The following is a 17,183-nucleotide window of genomic DNA, read 5'->3' on the forward strand; positions in this document are numbered from 1 at the left end:
GTCTGATCAGCGTCACTCCGCCTGACCGCACCTACGTCCTTATTATCCGATGGAGATGCGGTATGCTCAATATACGAGGTCTGACATTCGGACACGAGCTCTGCCGTAACATGCCGTTACGGCAGAGCTCGTGTCCGAATGTCAGACCTGACCCCGTTTTTTTTATTGTAGCTGCAGGGTTTTGACAGTCTTGAAGTCGCTCTTCTCGCCGGCGCCGGAGGCGGTGTTGCGGCTCTCCTTGCGGATCGACACCAACCGGTTGCCGGCCAGCGCGTAGACGCTGGACTCTTCGTTCTTCGCCTCGAAGGTGACGACGATGAAGGCGCGGCCGTAGACGTTCTGCGTGATGCGGCTGGCCAGCGGCGTGCCGTCGGCAGCGATCCACACGTTCAGGCGGCCGTCGAATTCCTTGACGTATTTGCGATCGCGGTCAGCCAGCGCGTCGATGCCCTGTGCGAAGGTCAGCATGCGCGCCGGCTTGCCCTGGTAGACGTCGGCCTTCTCGGCCAAAAAGCTCGTCTTCTCCAGCATGTGCGACAGGCTGCTGGCCGCCGAGATCATCGGCCGCAGGTCGGTCGGGCTGAATTCGCGGGCGGCGTTCAGCGTCGGCGTCTTGGCGTTGGGGTTGCGGGCCACGTTCATCGCCTCGGCATCGAGCTTGGCCAGCATCTCGCGGCTGTAGCTGAGCTGCATGCCGCGCTGGCCATCCTCGATGGCGACAACCGCCTGGCCGCTGGTTTCGTCCGCATCCTTGCCTTCGCCGTTGCGGCGCCACACGCTCGAATCCAGTGTAGCCTTCAACGGCACCGGTTCCTGCAAACGCTCCAGCGCGGCCTTCAGATCGGCCAGGCCGTCGGCATGGGCGGCAGCGCCGGCCAGCGCCAGCACGGGAGTCAACATCAGGTTTAGCAAGCGCATTCAGTCCTCTTTCTCACGCGTGGCCCAAGCGGCCCGCAGTCATCGTAACGGTACGGCCGCAACGCGCGGCCACCGATAAATCGTGGGTAACCATCACCAGCGTCGAGCCGCGCTCGCGATTGAGCGCGAACATCAACTCGATCACCGCCGCGCCGGTGGCCGCATCGAGCGCGCCGGTCGGCTCGTCGGCCAACAGCAGCGGCGGCTCGCAGACGAAGGCGCGCGCCAGCGCTACCCGCTGCTGCTCGCCGCCGGACATGTACTTGGGATAGTGCCGCAAACGGGCCGACAAGCCCACTCGCTCAAGCATCGCCTTCGCCTTCTCGCTGGCCTGCCCTTCGCCGCGCAACTCCAGCGGCAGCATGACGTTTTCCAGTGCCGTCAGATGCGGCAGCAGCTGGAACGACTGGAACACGAAGCCCACGTTCTGCTGTCGGAACACGGCGCGGCCGTCTTCGGTGAGCTGGAAGATGTCGGTGTTTTCCAGCTCCACCGTGCCGCTGGTCGGCAAGTCCAGCCCCGCCAGTATGCCCAGCAGCGTCGACTTGCCGGAGCCGGACGCGCCGACGATGGCCAGCGTCTCCCCGGCTTGCACCGTCAGGTCGATGTCATGCAGGATGGTCAGTTCGCCGGTGGCGTCGGCCACCCGCTTGCACAGGTTTTTTACCGCAATCGCAGGCCGCAGCAGGCTGGCGGCGAGATTCATATTCGTCATTGATACTCCTAAGTTTCCCGAAGACTGAGTAATGGCGGCTGGTTCAGCACACCGCGCAGACCCGCCCAACCGCCCAACAGTGCGCACAGCGCACCGGCGGCCAGGCCGGCTATCCACAACAGCGGCGACCATTGCCATTCCAAGTGAAAGCTGAAGCGCGCCAGCGCCCAGCTGGCGGCCGTTGCGCCGCCGGCCGCCAACAAGCCCGCCAGGGCGCCGGTCAGCAGATGCTCGATCCATTGGGCCTGCGACAACTGCCTGCGCGTGGCGCCCAGCGCGCGCAGCAGGGCCGCCTGGCGCTTGCGCGCATCCAGCGATCCCGCCATCGCAGCGTACAGTACCAGCAATCCCGATATCAGCGTGAACCCGAACAAGAATTCCACCGCCGCGCTGACCTGCGCCAGCGTATCCTGCATGCGCTGGATGAAGGCGCTGATATCGAACACGCTCAGGTTCGGATAGTCGCGCGCCAGCAGGTAGGCGAAGCGCCGGTCGTTGGCCGGCACATGCACCGTGGTCGCCAATGTCATCGGCATGCCGGCCATCAACCTGGGCGCCACTTCAAACGCAGCGCCCACCTGGTGCGCGCGCCAGTCGATCTTGCGCAGGCTGGTGGCCTTGACCTCCAGCGTTTCGCCGGCCACGTCGAAGGTCAGGCTGTCGCCCAGTTTGATGCCGAGGATCTCGGCGATGCCATGGTCCACCGACACTTCCGCCGCAGCGCCGTCGTACCAGCGGCCTGCGGTGATGGTGTTGGGCGCCCGCAGCTGGTCGGCCTGCTCGATTTCGAGCTCGCGCTCGACCAGCTCCTTCGCGCGCGGATCGTCCGACTTGGCGGGCTTGCCGTTAATGCCGATCAGCCGTCCACGGCTCAGCACATGCATTGGCGGCTGGCCGTATGGCTTCAGACGCTCCGCCAGCTCCTGCTGCTGGTCCGGCTGGATGTTGATGACGTAGTGATTCGGCGCGCCGTCCGGCGTGGCCTGATGCCATGCCGCCAGCAGGTCGCCGCGCACCACCATCAGCAGCAGCAAGGCGGTCAGGCCCAGCGCCAGCGCGACGATCTGCGTCACGCTGGCCGCCGGACGGCGGCGCATGTCGGTGATGGCGAAGCGCCAGGCGGGATGATTGAACAGGCGACGCAAACGCTGGAGCGAACTCACACCCAGCCACGCCACCAGTCCGAAGACGAACCCGCACGATGCGAAGCCGACGGCCGCCATCAGGCCGAGCATGACATCGTCGGTCTGCCACACCAGCAAGGCGGTGAAGGCGGCGGCGCCCAGCGCATAGGCGACGACGGTGCGCGCCTGCGGCGCCTCTTGCTCGCGGCGCAGCAGGCGCACTTGCGACACATTGCGCAGCTGGAGCAGCGGCGGCAGCGCGAAGCCAAGCAGCAGCACCAGTCCCGACGCCAGCCCTTGCAGCGCCGGCTGCCAGCCGGGCGGCGGCAGGTCGGCGTCGACCAGCTTGCCCAGCCACTCCAGCAGCACGAAGTGGCAGCCGAATCCCAGCAGCACGCCGGCCATGCTGCCGGCCACGCCCAGCATCAGGAACTCCAGCAGATACATGCGCGTCTGCTGCGCCTGCGTCTGGCCCAGGCAGCGCAGCACGGCGCAGGCGTCGAGGTGGCGCTGCATGAAGCGGCCGGCAGCCATCGCCACCGCGATCCCGGCCAGCAGCGCGGACAACAGGCTGACCAGCGACAGGAATTGCCGCACCTGGTCCTGCATGGACTGGCTGTCCTTGCCCATCGATGCGAGCGAGCTGATTTCGATGCCCTGCTTGGGCGCGGCCGCGATGCGCGCCTTGAGCCATTGTTCGAAGCCCGCCACCTGCGCCGGCTCGCCCGCCAGCAGCAGGCGGTACGTGGCGATGGCGTGCTGTTGCAGCAAATTGGTGGACATCAGGTCGGCGCTGGAGATCATGGCGCGCGGCGCCAGCGTCACGAAGGATGCGGCGGCATCGGGCTCCGAGGCGATCACTCCGGCCACCGTCAGGCTACGGTCGCCGATGCGCAGCGTGGAGCCGGTGCGCAGGTTCAGCGCAGCCACCAGCGTCGCATCCACCCACACGGTGCCCGGCGCGGGAATGGCCGCGGCCACCGCGTCCGGCTGGCCGTCGCGGCGCAGCTTCAGGTGGCCGCGCAAGGGATAGGCATCGCTGACGCTCTTCAGCGCGACCAGCATCGACACGCCCTGCTCGTCCCGGCCGGCGAGGGCCATGTTCAGCATGGCGACCGTGTCCGCACTCCTCAGGCCGCGCCGCTGCGCCTCGGCGCGCACGTCGGCGGGCAAGGGCTGGTCGGACGCGAGCACCAGGTCGGCGGCCAGCACCTGGCTGGCGTTGCGCGCGATGCCGGCGCCCATGCGCGCGGTGAAGAAGTTCACCGACGACAGCGCCGCCACCGACAGCATCAGCGCCGCCAGCAAAAACCGCAACTCGCCCGCGCGCCAGTCGCGCAGCATCATGGAAAACGATAGTCTGAACATCTCGCCGCGTCCGATATAAAAACCGCAGCATGCCCAACCTTGACCAGGCAAGCCGCCGGAATGCGACGAAACGCCATACGCCGCGACGGTTTGCAAGAACGGACGGCTGGATTGCACGGCGCAATCCGGCCGACATGCCTATAATCGCAGATACCCTGTTCAATCCTGGAGTACCCCAACCATGACCTACCACGCTTCGCCGCACCGCTACGACGCCATGCAGTACCGCCGCTGCGGCCGCAGCGGCCTGCAACTGCCGCTGATGTCGCTCGGGCTGTGGCACAATTTCGGCGACGTCAGCACGCTCGCCTCGCAACGCGACATGCTGCGCACCGCCTTCGACCTGGGCATCACCCACTTCGACCTGGCCAACAACTACGGCCCGCCGTACGGCTCGGCCGAAACCAATTTCGGCCAGCTGTACCAGAAGGATTTCACACCCTACCGCGACGAGCTGATCATCTCCACCAAGGCCGGCTGGGATATGTGGCCGGGTCCTTACGGCCAGGGCGGCGGTTCGCGCAAGTATGTGCTGGCCAGCCTGGATCAAAGCCTGCAACGCATGGGCCTCGACTACGTCGACATCTTCTACTCGCACCGCTTCGACCCGGACACGCCACTGGAAGAGACCATGGGCGCGCTGGCGCACTCGGTCCAGCAGGGCAAGGCGCTGTATGTCGGCGTGTCGTCGTATTCGGCGGAAAAGACCGCCGAGGCGGCGCGCCTGCTGGCCGAATGGAAGGTGCCGTGCCTGATCCACCAGCCGTCCTACAATATGCTCAACCGCTGGATCGAGGAAGACCTGCTCGACACGCTGGCCGCGCAGGGCATGGGCTGCATCACCTTCACCGCGCTGGCGCAGGGCATCCTGAGCGACAAATACCTGAACGGCATTCCGGAGGACTCGCGCGTGAACCGCCCCGGCGGCGGCTCCTTGCAGAAGGCGCACCTGAGCGATGAAAACCTCGAACGCGTGCGCGGCCTGAACGAGATCGCCAAGGCGCGCGGCCAGACGCTGGCGCAGATGGCGCTGGCCTGGGTGCTGCGCGATCCGCGCGTCACGTCCACGCTGATCGGCGCCAGCAGCAGCGCGCAGATCCGCGAGAACGTGGCGGCCTTGCAGAACCTGGCCTTCAGCGCAAAAGAGCTGGCCGACATCGATGTGCTGGCCAAGGAAGGCGCCATCAATCTGTGGGCCGGCTCGTCGAGCCACAAATGAGGCCAGCTAATAAGGCCTAGTTAGTCCGCGACCAGTCGCGCCGCTCCGGGCGTTCGTCCGGCGCGCCTTCGTGGAAGGCGCCGTCCACCACCGGTATCGTCTCGATGTGATCGAAGCCGATGTCGGTATCGGGCGGCAGCGATTCAACGTCCACGCTGGCGCGCTCGCCGGTGCCTTCGGCGTCGGTGTCGCTATCGAGGCCGGTGTCCGGCTCGCCGGGGACGTCGCTGCCGCTGTCGGAATTGTCGCTGGGACCGAGCGCCCGCGTTCCATGGCCGCGCCCCAGCGAGCGGTCGGTGCCTACCGGTATGTTGTCCGGGTCCAAGGTACTGTCAGACATGATCTGCTCCTCCCTGTGAAAACTTCTATTTGACCACCGTCGCCGTGGCCGTTCCGTGCGCGTCCGCGCATAAAAACTATCGTACTAATAGGAATTTTTTACTTTACAAATGTATTATTCATCTCTATAGTTAACTCATACCGCAGCCAACCCAAGGAGAGCACCATGAGCATCACGACTAAAAACCTGATCACCGCCGCCGCCACCGCCGCATTTGCCATCGCCGCCGCAGCCACCACCGTCACCAGTGCGTTTGCGCAGACCACCGCGCCGGCTGCGGCCACTTCCACCTCCGCCGCCACCGCCGCCGCGCAAACCGCCGTCGCCAACGGCGCGCTGGCCACCGCCACCAAAGCCCAACCGGCCGGCCTGACCCGCGCCCAAGTGCAGGCCGAGTTCCTCGAAGCGCGCAAGAACGGCACGCTGATCGAGACCGAAGCCGACATGGATGTCGCCCAGACCAAGAAGCACAACGTCAAGTAATCGGAAACTGCCCCGTGAAATCGCCACGCGCCGTCCAGTCCTTCGCCCTCGCAGCCTGCGTGCTGGCGGTGCTGGCCGGTTGCGCCGACATGGGCAAGATCAAGCCGCAGGCAGTCGCGCTGAAACCGGCCGAACTGAATCCCGGCAAAGCCATCGCCGCCGCCAGCGCCACTGTCGCTTGGCCGGAGCAGCAATGGTGGCAAGCGCTGCATGACGCGCAGCTGAACCAACTGGTGGCCGCCGCGCTGGCCGACAACCCGACGCTGCGCGCCACCCAGGCGCGCGTGCGCCAGGCCGAGTCGCTGGCCGGTGTCGCCAAGGCCGGCACGCTGCCGCAGGTGACCGCCTCCGCCAGCGCCGACCGCGAACTGTATTCCGCGCACAGCACCGTGCCCGCTCCATTGGCCGGCAACTACGCGTGGAAGAACACGGCCGCGCTGTCCGGCTCCTACGACCTCGATCTGTGGGGCCGCAACCGCGACGCGCTGGCCGCCGCGCTGGACGAGGTGCACATGGCGTCGGCCGAATCGCAGATGGCCCGGCTGACGCTGGAATCGGCCATCGTGCGCAGCTACATCCAGCTGTCGCTGGAATACACGCTGCAGGACAGCGTGGCGCAGAACCTGGCGCAGCGCCAGCGCATCCTGGAGATCACGCGCAAGCGCCGGGCCGCAGGCTTGGCCAGCGAGCTCGAAGTCGCGAGCATAGAAACCACGCTGCCGGCCGGACGGCGCGAGCATGAGCAGATCGGCGAGTCGATCGCCCTGCTGCGCAACCAGCTGGCGGCACTGATCGGCAAAGGACCGGGCGACGGCGATGCGATCGCCCGGCCGATGCTGGCCCTCGATGCCGGCCATGGCGATGCGGTGCCGGCCTCGCTGCCGGCGGAACTGGTCGGCCACCGGCCCGACATCGCGGCCCAGCGCTGGCGGATCGAAGCGGCCGGCGCGCGCATCGCCGGCGCCAAGGCCGATTTTTACCCGAACATCAACCTGGCGGCCTTTGTCGGCTTCCAGTCGCTGGGGTTCACGCATTTTTTGGACAGTAACTCGTCGATGCGCGGCGTGACGCCGGCCATCAGCCTGCCGATCTTCGAAGGCGGCCGACTGCGCAGTCAACTCGGCAACCAGACCGCGCTTTATGACGGCGCGGTCGAGCAGTACAACGCCGCCGTGGTGCAGGCCATGGCCGACGTGGCCAACGCGGTGGTGCGCATCGAGTCGGTTCGGCAGCAGGACAAGCTGGCGCAGCGCGCCCTGGCCTCGGCCCGCCGACAGCAGGAGCTGGCCGAACGCGCCTACCGCGCCGGCATGACCGACGCGCTGAACGTGATCAACGCCCAGCTGACGCTATTGAACGAGGAACAGCAGATGGCGCAAGTGGCTAGCAAACAACTAGATAACTACACATTGTTGATGACCGCGCTCGGTGGCGGCATAAAACTGGAATTGCCATGATGCTTAGATAGTACAATCAAAGCCTTTGAAAAACGTATGAGGAGCAGGCAATGAGCAGTTTTGAAGCGACTAAAAAACGCCTGAAAAACATCCATGCCCGAATGCCGGAGTTCCCCGAGGATTTGATGCGCGTCTTGCGCATGACTTACCACATCCAAAAACGGATGAAAGACCTGAGCAACGCGGCGCTGCGCAAATATGAGCTGGTCGACGCCAGCTACATGGTGCTGGCCGTGCTGTACGGCTCGGACGACGAGACCTCGACGGCGTCCACGCTGGGCGAGGCCTGCATGGAAAAGCCGGCCAACCTGACGCGGGTGTGCAACGACCTGGAATCGCAGGGCCTGATCTCGCGCGGCAACCGCCCCGGCGACCGTCGCTGCGTGATGATCACGCTGACCGACGCCGGCCGCGAACTGGCCGCCAAGGTGCTGCCGGAAGTCTGGGCGACCACCACCCGCGCCTACGACGGCTACACCGCCGAAGAAGTTAAAGTACTTGAAGCGCTGCTGAAAAGGCAGCTGGACAATCTCGAAGCATTGACATAGCCTGAACTGACGCCATGAACCCTCCCCAAGCCGCCACTCCCCTCCAGGACCCAAGCGCGGCAAGGGGAGCGCTGCGCTGGCTGGCGGCGCAAACCGCCGGCTGGTTCAACACCGAGGGCGAGCGCTGGGTGTTCGTCGCCAAGACCATGCTGGCGTCCTTCTCCGCGCTGTGGCTGGCCTTCCGCCTCGGCCTCGACGCCCCCTACACCGCCCTCGCCACCACCGTGATCCTGGCCCTGCCCAGCAGCGGCATGGTGCTGGAAAAGGCTTTCTACCGTTTTCTCGGCACGCTGGTCGGCTGCTCGGCATCGCTGCTGCTGGTGGCGCTGTTCCCGCAATCGCCGCCGCTGCTGTTCATCGGCGTGGCGGTGTGGATCGCCCTGTGCACCGGCGGCGCCGCCATGCACCGCAACCAGCAATCGTACAGCTTCGTCCTGGCCGGCTACACCGCCTGCATGATCGCCGTCCCCGCCATCGACGCGCCGGACCGCGTGTTCACGCTGGCCATCACCCGGGTGACCGAGGTCGGGCTGGGCATCATCTGCGCCGCCGTGGTGCACGACGTGGTGTTCCCGCGCCGCCACTCGCGCACGGTGATGCGCACCGTGCAGGCGCGCTACGCCAGCTTCATCACCTTCTGCACGCAGGTGCTGGAGCAGCGCCTGACGCCGGCCGAGACGGAACTCAGCCACCTGAAGTTCGCCGCCGACATCGCCGCGCTGGAATCGGGCCGCGCCGCCGCCTTCTTCGAGGCCGACCACCCGCGTTCGCACACACGCCAGCTGCATGCCTTCAACGCCGCCTTCATGACGGTGCTGACCACCTTCTATACGCTGCACCGCCTGATCCACCGCCTGCGCGGCGCGGCGCCGGCGCACGCGCAGCCGGTGCTGGCGCTGGTCGAGCCGATGCACGCCCACCTGGCGCAGGCCATGGGCGACGAGCTGACGGCGGCACGCATGGAACAGATGCGCGCCGGCCTGGCAGGCGACATCGCCGCCGCCCGCGCGCAACTGGCGGCGGCAGCAGGGACAAAGACCGCGCCACTCGAACGCGCGCAGCAGATCGACTTCGACACGGCGGTGGAACTGCTGGAGCGCTACGTGCGCGACATGGAGGCCTTCGCCGCGCTCTATCACGGCCTGGCGCAGGAGAAGCGGCAGCAGGTCAGCGATCCCGGCGCCTACACGCCGAAGACACCGCCGGCCATCATCGTCGCCAGCGGCTTCCGCGCCGGCGTCACGCTGCTGCTGACGGCCGGCGCGTGGTACTGGCTGGCCTGGCCGTTTCTCGGCAACGCCATTTTGATGGCGACCATTTTCTGCGCGCTGGCCTCGTCGTCGCCGCGGCCGACGGCGCTGGTGCAGCAGGTGCTGATCGGCTTCCTGGTGGCCACGCCGCTGGCCTTCGCCACCGAATTCTTCCTGGTCGCCCGCGCCAACGACTTTCCGACGCTGATCGTCGCCGCGCTGCCGATCTTCGTGCTGGGCAGCTATCTGATGACCAGCCCGCGCTGGGCCGGCGTGGGCATCGGCATCTGCATGTTCTGCGCCACGCTGGTGGTGCCGACCAACTTGATGCACTACGACGTCGAGGGCTTCATGAGCAGCGAACTGTCGCTGACGATGGGCGTGGCGGTGGCCTACCTGATGTTCAAGGTGGTCCTGCCGGAACACACGATGGGCCAGAAGGACCACGTGGCCGCCGCCCTGTGGCGCGAGGCGCAAGGCGCGTGCACTGCGTCGCTGTACCGGCTGAAGCGGCGCTTCGACAACCGCGTGCGCGACCTGCTCAGCCAACTGAACGCCGCCTCCGGCCCGGCGCCCAACGAAGCCGCGCGCGCCGTGGTGCGCCAGGGCCTGACCTTGCTGGAGCTGGGCCACGCCGTGATCGAACTGCGCCAGCTGATCGCCAGTTCGCAGCCAGGCCCGGTGCCGGTGGCGCTGAAACTGGTGGTGCGCCAGCTGGCCGCCTACCTGCGGGCGCCGGCGCGCGCCAGCGGCGAGACGGCGCTGCAGTCGATACTGGACGCCGGCGCCAGCGTGCGCGCCGCCCTGCCCTCGGCCACGCCGGAACGCCAGCTGCGCCTGCACACCGCGCTGACCGACCTGCATTCCATTTACACGTCCCTGCTGGACCAGATCACTACAGGAGTAACCGGCCATGCCGCGTGAGATCGACTTTTTCGGCGTACTGCTGCCCGGCGTGCTGCCGCTGTTCCTCGTCAGCCTGGTGCTGCAGGTCGCGCTCGACAGCGCCTTGAGCCACCTCGGCGCCTACCGCCGCAGCTGGCATCCGGCGCTGGTGCGTCTGTGCCTGTTCGTCTGCATCTTCAGCGCCCTGCTGGTCACGCTGTACAAATAAATTCAACTCAATCAGAAAGCCCGCCGTGAGTGCATCCAAAATCTTCCGCTTTTCCCTGACCATGCTGCTGCTGGCCGCCGCCCTGTGGATGGGGCGTTCGGCCTGGGACCACTACATGGAGTCGGCCTGGACCCGCGACGGCCGCATCAAGGCCGACGTGGTCACCATCAGCGCCGACGTCGCCGGCACCGTCACCGACGTGATGGTGCGCGATAACCAGCTGGTCAGGCAGGGCGAGGTGCTGTTCGTGGTCGACAAGGCCCGCTACCAGAGCGCGCTGGTGCAGGCCAACGCCGTGCTGGCGTCGCAGCAGGTGGAGAAAGGCCGGCGCAGCAAGGAAGCCAGTCGCCGCGCGGGGCTGGACAACTCCATCATCTCGGCCGAGAGCAAGGAGACGGCGGAATTCGCGGTCGGCACGGCGGCGGCGCAGTACCAGGCGGCGCTGGCGGCGCGCAGCCTGGCGGAGCTGAACCTGGAACGCACGGTGGTGCGCGCGCCCGTGACCGGCTACGTCACCAACCTGAACGTGCACGCCGGCGACTTCGCCGCCGTCGGTGCGGCCAAGCTGGCGATGATCAACAGCGCCTCGTTCTACGTGGTCGGCTATTTCGAAGAGACCAAGCTGCCGCTGCTGAAGGTGAACGACGCCGTCGAAGTACACCTGATGAGCGGCGCGGCCCAGCTGCAAGGCCATATCGAGAGCATCGCCCACGGCATCACCGACCGCGACGCCAACACCGGCCGCGAACTGCTGGCCGACGTCAACCCGACCTTCAACTGGGTGCGCCTGGCGCAGCGGGTGCCGGTGCGCATCCATATCGACCAGCAACCGAAGGGACTGGAACTGGTGGCCGGCACCACCTGCACGGTGGTGATCCACAGCTAAGGGGATCAAGGCGAGGCTGGCACGATGCCCATCTGCTGCAACAGGGTCAGGTTGTCTTCCAGGTGCCAGTTCTCGGCGATGCGGCCGTCGGCCACGCGATACAGGTCGAAGGCCTGGAAGTCTATGGACTGGCCCTTGCCTTGCGTTGCGCCGAAAGTGCCGGTGAAGTGGCCGCTGAAATGCAGGTGCACGGCGACGCGGTCGCCGTCGACGACCATGTCGGTGATTTCCGCCTTCAGATCGGGGACGGCGGTGCGAAAGCCTTTTGATGCCTGAAGCGGGCCGTTGACGCCCTGCTCGCGGCCCGCCGGCAAGGTGCGGTCCATGAAATCGGGCGACAGGGCCTGTCTGGCCAGCGCCGGATCGCCGGTGTTCCAGAAGGCGGCGTAGCGGCGGGCCGCTTGAACGGTGAGATCGTCGGCGTTGGCGGCGCCGGCCAGCAGCAAGCCGGCCAGCAGAATCGAGCGTTTCATGGGCGAGTCCTTACGTTGTTTGGATGCCCGGATTGTGCGCCAGCCGCCTCTCCGCGAGAAGTGGGCTGGCCGTTGAAACACCTGCTTGCGGCGTTTGAAAATCGCCGCGCCGGCTAGCGCGCGCCGGCGGCGTCGATGATGGCGCCGCTGACATAGGACGATTGTGGGCTGAGCAGCCACAAGATCGTCTCGGCGATTTCCTCCGGCTGGCCGCCGCGCAGCATCGGCACGTTAGCTTCCAGCCGCGCCACGCGGCCAGGGTCGCCGCCGCTGGCGTGGATTTCGGTGTAAATCATGCCCGGGCGGACGCAGTTGACGCGGATGCCTTCGGCCGCCACTTCCTTCGACAGGCCCAGCGTCATCACGTCGATCGCGCCCTTGGACGACGCGTAGTCGATGTAGACATTCGGCGCCCCATGCCGGGCCGCGCCGGACGACAGGTTGACGATGCCGCCGCCCTGCCCGCCGTCGGCGGTCGACATGCGCTTGACCGCCTCTTTGCAGCACAGGAAGTAGCTGATCACATTGGTGGTGAACACCCGCTGCAGGCGCTCCACCGACATCTCGGTCAGGCGGCATTGCTGCTCCAATATGCCGACGTTGTTGACCAGCGCCGTCAGCGGCCCCAGTTCCTCGTCGATGGTCTCGAACAGGCGCTGCACGTCGGCCTCCACGCTGACGTCGGCCTGCACGGCGATCGCCTCGCCGCCCTCGGCCACGATCTGCGCGCGCAGCTGGGCGGCCGCCTGCGCGTCGCGCAGGTAGTTGATGCACACCGCATAACCGCGGCGGCTCGCCATCAGCGCGGTCGCCGCGCCTATGCCCCGGCTGCTGCCGGTCACCAGTATCACTTGTTTCATCGCTTACCTCCCCCCCGCATGCGCCAGCGATATGCTTGCGCTCCACTTAGGGGTCGGACCCCGTACGGGGTCCGACCCCGCCCGGCCTTGCGGGGTAAAAAAGCCCGCTGCTGCGGGCTGGTGCCATGCTTATTTTTCCGGGCTGACGTGGGTCAGCGCGTAGCCGACATGCTCCCACCAGTGCTCGCGCGAATGCACGGTGCGCAGGCACTTCTTGTCGAGCTCTCCCTTGAAGACGGGATCGGCGCACTGCTTGGTCATCAGCGCGTTGCGCTGGTTCTCGGCATTGCTCAACGCGATCAGCAGCCAGACGATGAAGCCCAGCGCCAGCACCGCCAGGCTCCATGCCACGTGGTTGATGTAGGCCCACTCGAACAGGGTTTCGATAACCGGTGAAGATTCCTTGTAAATCTTCATGACTTCGCCTTCGGCCGCCTTGCGTTCATCGCTGATCTCTTTCATGTTTTTTCCTTACTTCTTGGCGGCGCGTTCCTGCGCCGACTTGGCAACCAGGCTATCCATCACCGCAAACATGGCGGCGTGCGCCTCCGGGACCGTCGCCAGGCCGTGGCCGGCGATTGCCGGCGAGGTCGTATAGTGACCATCGATCACCAGGGCCGGGGCACTGTCGAGTTTATACTGGTTTGCCACTTGCACGCCACGTTTCATCTTCGTTTGGACCGCGAACGAATTGAAAAATTCCAGATATTTGGCCTTGTCGACGCCATTCTTGACGACGAAGTCCAGGATGGACTGGTCGGTATTGAGGCGGTTGTGCTCGACGTGGACGGCGTGGAAGAACTTTTCGTGCAGGCCGTTGCCCAGCGCGTTCATCGCTTCCAGCGTGAAGAAGGCCTTGGCTTGCGCATCCTCGCCCAGGTGCATGCGGCGGAACACGATCTTGTCGCCCTGCTTCTTGACCCAGCCCGCCAGCGGCGTCTCGAGCGCGTTGCAATGCGGGCAGTGGTACATGAACACTTCCAGCACCTCGACCTTCTTGCCGGTGTCCGGACGGCTGGCCGCGTCCAGCGTATTGAAATCAACGCCGTTCTTGAAATCGGCGGCATGGGCGCCGGCGGCGGCGGCCATGAAGGCGGCGGTGGCAATCAGGGGGCGCAGCAAACTCAGGAAACGCATAACAGTCCTTCATCAAGGTAAGTGGCGAACGCCGCGAGATTACCACCTTTTCCACGATGTGCAAATTAGGCCGGCGTTAAACCTCAGGGCCGGCGCCGGCGCGCCGTCTCCAGCCGCTCGCACAGCGCGGCGACGCCGTCGGCGATGCGCGGCGTGGCGCGCACCAGTTGCTCGCCGTCCAGCGTGAACAGGTTGCCGCGCTGGACCGCCAGCATGCCCTTGTACTGCTTCCAGATATTGACGCCGGATTCGGCGTCGTGCTGGTCGCCGCCGAAGATGGCTTCCGGGTTTTGCTGCAATACCGCCTCGGTGCTGACGGTGGGCGCCGGCACCTTCAGCGCGGCGAACACGTTCTGGCCGCCGCAGACGCGGATCGCGTCGCTGACGATGTGCTCACCGCTGAGGGTGAAGATCGGCTTTTCCCAGATCTGGTAGAACACCCGTACCGTCGGCCGTTGCGCGTAGGTGGCCGAGAGTTTGGCGATCTTCTGGCGATAGTCCTGCGCGGCCTTCTGCGCGGCGGCTTCGGTGCCCATCAGCCGGCCCAGGCGGGTCAGGCTGGTGGCCACCTGGTCCAGCTTTTGCGGATCGCTGTAGAAAATCGGGATGCCCAGGCTTTTCAACTGCTCCAGCTGGGGCGCGGTGTTCCCGCTCTTCCACACCACCAGCAGGTCCGGGCGCAGCGCCAGCACGTGCTCCATGTCGATGGTGGCGTTGCTGCCGACCTGCGGGATGCGCTTGGCCGCTTCCGGGTAGTCGCTGTAGTTCATCACGCCGACCACGCGCTCGCCGCCGCCGGCCGCGAACAGCAGCTCGGTGATGTGCGGCGCCATCGAGATGACGCGCTGCGCCGGCTTGGCGACGGCGACGCTGTTGCCGGCGTCGTCCTGCACGGTGACAGCCTGCGCGCAGGCCGCCGTGCAGGCCAGCGCCAGCACCAGCGGCGAGGCCTGGCGAGCGGTCGTGGTCATGGCGCGCATCAGAACTGGTAGCGGGCCGAGAGTTTCAGCTGGCGGCCGTCGGCGGTGTAGATGCCGCCCTGGATGCCCTTGTCGCAGCTGAAGGCTTGCGAGAAGTAGCGCTTGTCGCTCAGGTTCAGGCCCGACACCGCGAACTCCCACTGGCCAAGCTTGCGGGCGTAGCGCGCGTCCAGCGTGGTGTAGGAAGGGATCTGCGCCGGGCACTTGTTGTCGAAGTCACCGCCGTTGCGCTGGCTGTCCACCCACTGCGCGCCGATATCGGCGGTGTGGCCGCTTGCCAGGGTCCAGCTCAGGCGCGCGGTCAGGGTGTTCTTCGGCACCAGCACCATCTCCTTGCCGTTGTTGACGCCGTCGGTGAACTTGGCGTCCACGTGCTGATAGTGGGCGGTCAGGTTCCAGGCGGCGTTGATGCGCTGCTCGGCGTCGATCTCGAAGCCTTGGCGGCGGGTCGGCGCCAGGTTGGTGTTGGCGCCGTAGCCGAAGTTAAGTGTCGGATCGAAGAATATCTCGTTGGTCAGGTTGTGGCGGAACACGCGGCCGGTGATTTTCTGCGCGGCGCTGCCGTAGCTGACGCCCAGCTCCAGGTCATGCGACTGCTGCGGCATCAGCAACACCGTGTTGGTGTCGACGGTGTAGCCGTTTTCATCGGCGTTGGCGACGCGATAGCTCTGGCCGGCCTTGCCGTAGACGGTCAGGTGGGCGACCGGCATGTAGCTCGCTTGCAGCTCCCAGGCGTTCAGACCTTGCGCCAATTTGTAGGCGTTGGGGCCGAAGGTGTTCAGCGGATCGACGGCGTCCTTGTTGAAGATCTCGCGGCGTACGCCGGCCGAGACGCGGCCTTCATGGGCGGCGTCGAAACGCAGTTCGTCGCGCAGGTACAGCGCTTTCGAGTGCTGGGTGGCGTCGGCCGCCGAATATAAACGGCTGGTGGTGGCGGTACGGTTCCAGACGGTCCAGTCGAAGCCGGCCACCATTTCGTTCAGCATGCCGCCGATCTTGCCCAAGCGGCGCACGCGCGGCGAGAACTGGGTCTGCTTGCTGTCGTAGGTGGTAGTCGATGGGCCGAGGCGATCGTAGTAAGTTGCTGCCGCCGTCTTCTTGCGGTACGACAGGTCGGCCGCCAGCTCGTAGGCGCCGATGCGGCGCTGGCCGAAGGCGGTGAAACGGTCGTTATCGAGTTTGCCGTTGTCGTTCGACGTGGTGGACTGGCGCGGATTGGCCTTGTATTGGTCTTCTGTCAGCGCGCCGGCGAAGCGCATATCCTGGCGCGCGCCTTCATAGCGGAAGCCGGCGCGGCCGGCGTTGTCGAACCATTGCGCGCCGCCGCTGAAGTGGGTCTGCTTGAATTCATTGTTGTCGCGGTAGTTGTCGGTGCGCTGGGTGTCGAGCGTGGCGTCGGCGGCGAAGCCGTCCCAGGCCTGGAAGCCGGAGACGCGCGCTTCGCCGGCGCGGAACTGGCCGCCCTCGACGAACACGCTGCCGCGGCGGCTGTTCTTTTCCGGGCGCTTGGTGACGATGTTGATCACGCCGCCCGTGGCGCCGTCGCCGTACAACACGCTGGCGCCGCCGCGCGTGATTTCGATGTGCTCCACGGTGTCGATCGGGATGGTCGACAGGATGGCGTTGCTCAGTTCATTTTCCGACAGGCGCACGCCATCCAGCACGATCACCATATTCTGGCTGCTGTTGCTGCCGAAGCCGCGCAGGTCCAGGCTGAAGTCCGGGCTGCCGTCCAGGCTCTGGCGGCCGTACACGCCGCCCACCTTGCGGATGGCGGTGTTGACGTCGTTGGCGCCGGCGCGCTGGATGTCTTCGGCCGTGATGACGACGGCGCCGATCGGCGTCAGCGCCGCGTAGGCGTCGAAGCGCGAGCCGGTGATGACGATGGGCGCGAGCGCCTCGGAGATCTGTGCGGCGGCGGGAACGGCGGCGGCAAAGCACAGGGAGACGGCGGCGGCCAGCAGGCGCGGTTGGAAGGCGGAGGATTGCATGTCAGGTCATTTTCAAAAGAGACATCCGCCTGCGTCCCCGCAGGCTGGAAGTGTACGGAAGCCACGCGGGCTTCCCCCTGTCTGGCCGATATCCGGGCTGGCAAGGCTGAAGGTAGCCTCGCGTTACCGTTGCGGGGGCAGCACACCTTGGCCGTCGCGCCGTGGGCGCGGGCGGCCTTGTGTTTCCCGTTTAACTGCGCATGTGAGCACATGGGCAAGCACCAGAACCCCGGCATTATACGCGCGCGCCCCGGATCATTCACTTTTTAGATAGGACCTATCTACATTTCGTGCATTGATTGCAACGGCCTCCGTCCTTA

Annotated in this window: 17 protein-coding genes and 1 riboswitch; of the genes, 7 read left to right on the top strand and 10 right to left on the bottom strand. The window is 66.2% G+C overall.

Going from position 1 to position 17,183, the window contains the following annotated elements; translation table 11 throughout:
* Positions 1 to 162: 162 nt before the first annotated feature.
* The 3 genes from RUGAMON1_RS29080 to RUGAMON1_RS29090 are packed head-to-tail and all read right to left on the bottom strand — an operon-like array spanning position 163 to position 4,125.
* Positions 163 to 918 (bottom strand): hypothetical protein, encoded by a 756-nt coding sequence (locus RUGAMON1_RS29080; protein WP_445233784.1) that lies wholly within the window; start codon positions 916 to 918, stop codon positions 163 to 165.
* Positions 919 to 931: 13 nt separating this feature from the next.
* On the bottom strand, positions 932 to 1,633 hold the full coding sequence (locus tag RUGAMON1_RS29085; RefSeq protein ID WP_445233785.1) for an ABC transporter ATP-binding protein: 702 nt from the start codon (positions 1,631 to 1,633) through the stop codon (positions 932 to 934).
* A gap of 8 nt (positions 1,634 to 1,641) precedes the next feature.
* Positions 1,642 to 4,125 carry an ABC transporter permease gene (locus RUGAMON1_RS29090; protein ID WP_445233786.1) on the bottom strand — a complete coding sequence of 828 codons (2,484 nt, stop codon included), beginning with the start codon at positions 4,123 to 4,125 and terminating at the stop codon, positions 1,642 to 1,644.
* A 181-nt stretch (positions 4,126 to 4,306) separates the two neighbouring features.
* Here RUGAMON1_RS29090 and mgrA point away from each other — a divergent pair, with 181 nt between their 5' ends.
* Entirely contained in the window at positions 4,307 to 5,344 is a 1,038-nt protein-coding gene (gene mgrA / locus RUGAMON1_RS29095) for an L-glyceraldehyde 3-phosphate reductase (protein WP_445233787.1), read from the top strand.
* Positions 5,345 to 5,360: 16 nt separating this feature from the next.
* On the opposite strand, the gene RUGAMON1_RS29100 is transcribed toward mgrA, so the two are convergent.
* Entirely contained in the window at positions 5,361 to 5,684 is a 324-nt protein-coding gene (locus tag RUGAMON1_RS29100; protein WP_445233788.1) for a hypothetical protein, read from the bottom strand.
* A 165-nt stretch (positions 5,685 to 5,849) separates the two neighbouring features.
* Between RUGAMON1_RS29100 and RUGAMON1_RS29105 the strand changes: the two genes are divergently transcribed.
* Genes RUGAMON1_RS29105 through RUGAMON1_RS29130 form a run of 6 tightly spaced genes read left to right on the top strand, consistent with a single transcriptional unit; the run spans position 5,850 to position 11,422 of the window.
* On the top strand, positions 5,850 to 6,167 hold the full coding sequence (locus tag RUGAMON1_RS29105; RefSeq protein WP_445233789.1) for a DUF4148 domain-containing protein: 318 nt from the start codon (positions 5,850 to 5,852) through the stop codon (positions 6,165 to 6,167).
* A gap of 14 nt (positions 6,168 to 6,181) precedes the next feature.
* On the top strand, positions 6,182 to 7,624 hold the full coding sequence (locus RUGAMON1_RS29110; protein WP_445233790.1) for an efflux transporter outer membrane subunit: 1,443 nt from the start codon (positions 6,182 to 6,184) through the stop codon (positions 7,622 to 7,624).
* Between the two features lie 50 nt (positions 7,625 to 7,674).
* Positions 7,675 to 8,172, top strand: coding sequence for a MarR family winged helix-turn-helix transcriptional regulator (locus RUGAMON1_RS29115; RefSeq protein ID WP_116992904.1), 498 nt, complete (start codon positions 7,675 to 7,677; stop codon positions 8,170 to 8,172).
* Between the two features lie 14 nt (positions 8,173 to 8,186).
* Positions 8,187 to 10,346: an FUSC family protein gene (locus RUGAMON1_RS29120; RefSeq protein WP_445233791.1), complete on the top strand. Its 2,160-nt coding sequence runs from the start codon at positions 8,187 to 8,189 to the stop codon at positions 10,344 to 10,346.
* The gene (locus tag RUGAMON1_RS29125) at positions 10,336 to 10,536 is read left to right on the top strand and encodes a DUF1656 domain-containing protein (RefSeq protein ID WP_116992902.1); all 201 of its coding nucleotides are present in this window, start codon (positions 10,336 to 10,338) and stop codon (positions 10,534 to 10,536) included. The genes RUGAMON1_RS29120 and RUGAMON1_RS29125 overlap by 11 nt, the downstream gene beginning before the upstream one ends.
* Positions 10,537 to 10,561: 25 nt before the next feature.
* The gene (locus RUGAMON1_RS29130; protein WP_445233792.1) at positions 10,562 to 11,422 is read left to right on the top strand and encodes an HlyD family secretion protein; all 861 of its coding nucleotides are present in this window, start codon (positions 10,562 to 10,564) and stop codon (positions 11,420 to 11,422) included.
* A 5-nt stretch (positions 11,423 to 11,427) separates the two neighbouring features.
* Here the strand turns inward: RUGAMON1_RS29130 and RUGAMON1_RS29135 are convergent, their stop codons facing one another.
* The 6 genes from RUGAMON1_RS29135 to RUGAMON1_RS29160 all read right to left on the bottom strand — a co-directional run bounded on the left by RUGAMON1_RS29135 (position 11,428) and on the right by RUGAMON1_RS29160 (position 16,863).
* The gene (locus RUGAMON1_RS29135; protein ID WP_445233793.1) at positions 11,428 to 11,895 is read right to left on the bottom strand and encodes an ester cyclase; all 468 of its coding nucleotides are present in this window, start codon (positions 11,893 to 11,895) and stop codon (positions 11,428 to 11,430) included.
* Positions 11,896 to 12,008: 113 nt separating this feature from the next.
* On the bottom strand, positions 12,009 to 12,755 hold the full coding sequence (locus RUGAMON1_RS29140) for an SDR family oxidoreductase (RefSeq protein WP_445233794.1): 747 nt from the start codon (positions 12,753 to 12,755) through the stop codon (positions 12,009 to 12,011).
* A 129-nt stretch (positions 12,756 to 12,884) separates the two neighbouring features.
* Positions 12,885 to 13,217, bottom strand: coding sequence for a hypothetical protein (locus RUGAMON1_RS29145; RefSeq protein WP_217940723.1), 333 nt, complete (start codon positions 13,215 to 13,217; stop codon positions 12,885 to 12,887).
* Between the two features lie 9 nt (positions 13,218 to 13,226).
* A complete protein-coding gene (locus tag RUGAMON1_RS29150) occupies positions 13,227 to 13,892 on the bottom strand; it encodes a thiol:disulfide interchange protein DsbA/DsbL (protein WP_445233795.1) in 666 nt (221 codons plus the stop codon).
* Positions 13,893 to 13,975: 83 nt separating this feature from the next.
* Positions 13,976 to 14,872, bottom strand: coding sequence for a cobalamin-binding protein (locus tag RUGAMON1_RS29155; protein WP_445233796.1), 897 nt, complete (start codon positions 14,870 to 14,872; stop codon positions 13,976 to 13,978).
* Complete coding sequence (locus tag RUGAMON1_RS29160) at positions 14,872 to 16,863, bottom strand: TonB-dependent receptor (RefSeq protein WP_445233797.1); 1,992 nt, start codon at positions 16,861 to 16,863, stop codon at positions 14,872 to 14,874. Before RUGAMON1_RS29160 ends, RUGAMON1_RS29155 begins: the two co-directional genes overlap by 1 nt.
* 66 nt (positions 16,864 to 16,929) lie before the next feature.
* Positions 16,930 to 17,104, bottom strand: a riboswitch (cobalamin riboswitch).
* Positions 17,105 to 17,183: the final 79 nt, after the last annotated feature.

The organism is Duganella rhizosphaerae (genome assembly GCF_040364205.1).
Taxonomy (GTDB): domain Bacteria; phylum Pseudomonadota; class Gammaproteobacteria; order Burkholderiales; family Burkholderiaceae_D; genus Rugamonas; species Rugamonas rhizosphaerae.

Excerpts from the sequence above, each read along its gene's own strand:
- RUGAMON1_RS29140 (WP_445233794.1), bottom strand. The coding sequence starts at position 12,755 with ATGAAACAAGTGATACTGGTGACCGGCAGCAGCCGGGGCATAGGCGCG.
- RUGAMON1_RS29160 (WP_445233797.1), bottom strand. The coding sequence starts at position 16,863 with ATGCAATCCTCCGCCTTCCAACCGCGCCTGCTGGCCGCCGCCGTCTCC.
- mgrA (WP_445233787.1), top strand. The coding sequence starts at position 4,307 with ATGACCTACCACGCTTCGCCGCACCGCTACGACGCCATGCAGTACCGC.
- RUGAMON1_RS29125 (WP_116992902.1), top strand. The coding sequence starts at position 10,336 with ATGCCGCGTGAGATCGACTTTTTCGGCGTACTGCTGCCCGGCGTGCTG.
- RUGAMON1_RS29155 (WP_445233796.1), bottom strand. The coding sequence starts at position 14,872 with ATGCGCGCCATGACCACGACCGCTCGCCAGGCCTCGCCGCTGGTGCTG.
- RUGAMON1_RS29090 (WP_445233786.1), bottom strand. The coding sequence starts at position 4,125 with ATGTTCAGACTATCGTTTTCCATGATGCTGCGCGACTGGCGCGCGGGC.
- RUGAMON1_RS29105 (WP_445233789.1), top strand. The coding sequence starts at position 5,850 with ATGAGCATCACGACTAAAAACCTGATCACCGCCGCCGCCACCGCCGCA.
- RUGAMON1_RS29115 (WP_116992904.1), top strand. The coding sequence starts at position 7,675 with ATGAGCAGTTTTGAAGCGACTAAAAAACGCCTGAAAAACATCCATGCC.
- RUGAMON1_RS29080 (WP_445233784.1), bottom strand. The coding sequence starts at position 918 with ATGCGCTTGCTAAACCTGATGTTGACTCCCGTGCTGGCGCTGGCCGGC.
- RUGAMON1_RS29120 (WP_445233791.1), top strand. The coding sequence starts at position 8,187 with ATGAACCCTCCCCAAGCCGCCACTCCCCTCCAGGACCCAAGCGCGGCA.
- RUGAMON1_RS29150 (WP_445233795.1), bottom strand. The coding sequence starts at position 13,892 with ATGCGTTTCCTGAGTTTGCTGCGCCCCCTGATTGCCACCGCCGCCTTC.
- RUGAMON1_RS29135 (WP_445233793.1), bottom strand. The coding sequence starts at position 11,895 with ATGAAACGCTCGATTCTGCTGGCCGGCTTGCTGCTGGCCGGCGCCGCC.
- RUGAMON1_RS29085 (WP_445233785.1), bottom strand. The coding sequence starts at position 1,633 with ATGACGAATATGAATCTCGCCGCCAGCCTGCTGCGGCCTGCGATTGCG.
- RUGAMON1_RS29100 (WP_445233788.1), bottom strand. The coding sequence starts at position 5,684 with ATGTCTGACAGTACCTTGGACCCGGACAACATACCGGTAGGCACCGAC.
- RUGAMON1_RS29145 (WP_217940723.1), bottom strand. The coding sequence starts at position 13,217 with ATGAAAGAGATCAGCGATGAACGCAAGGCGGCCGAAGGCGAAGTCATG.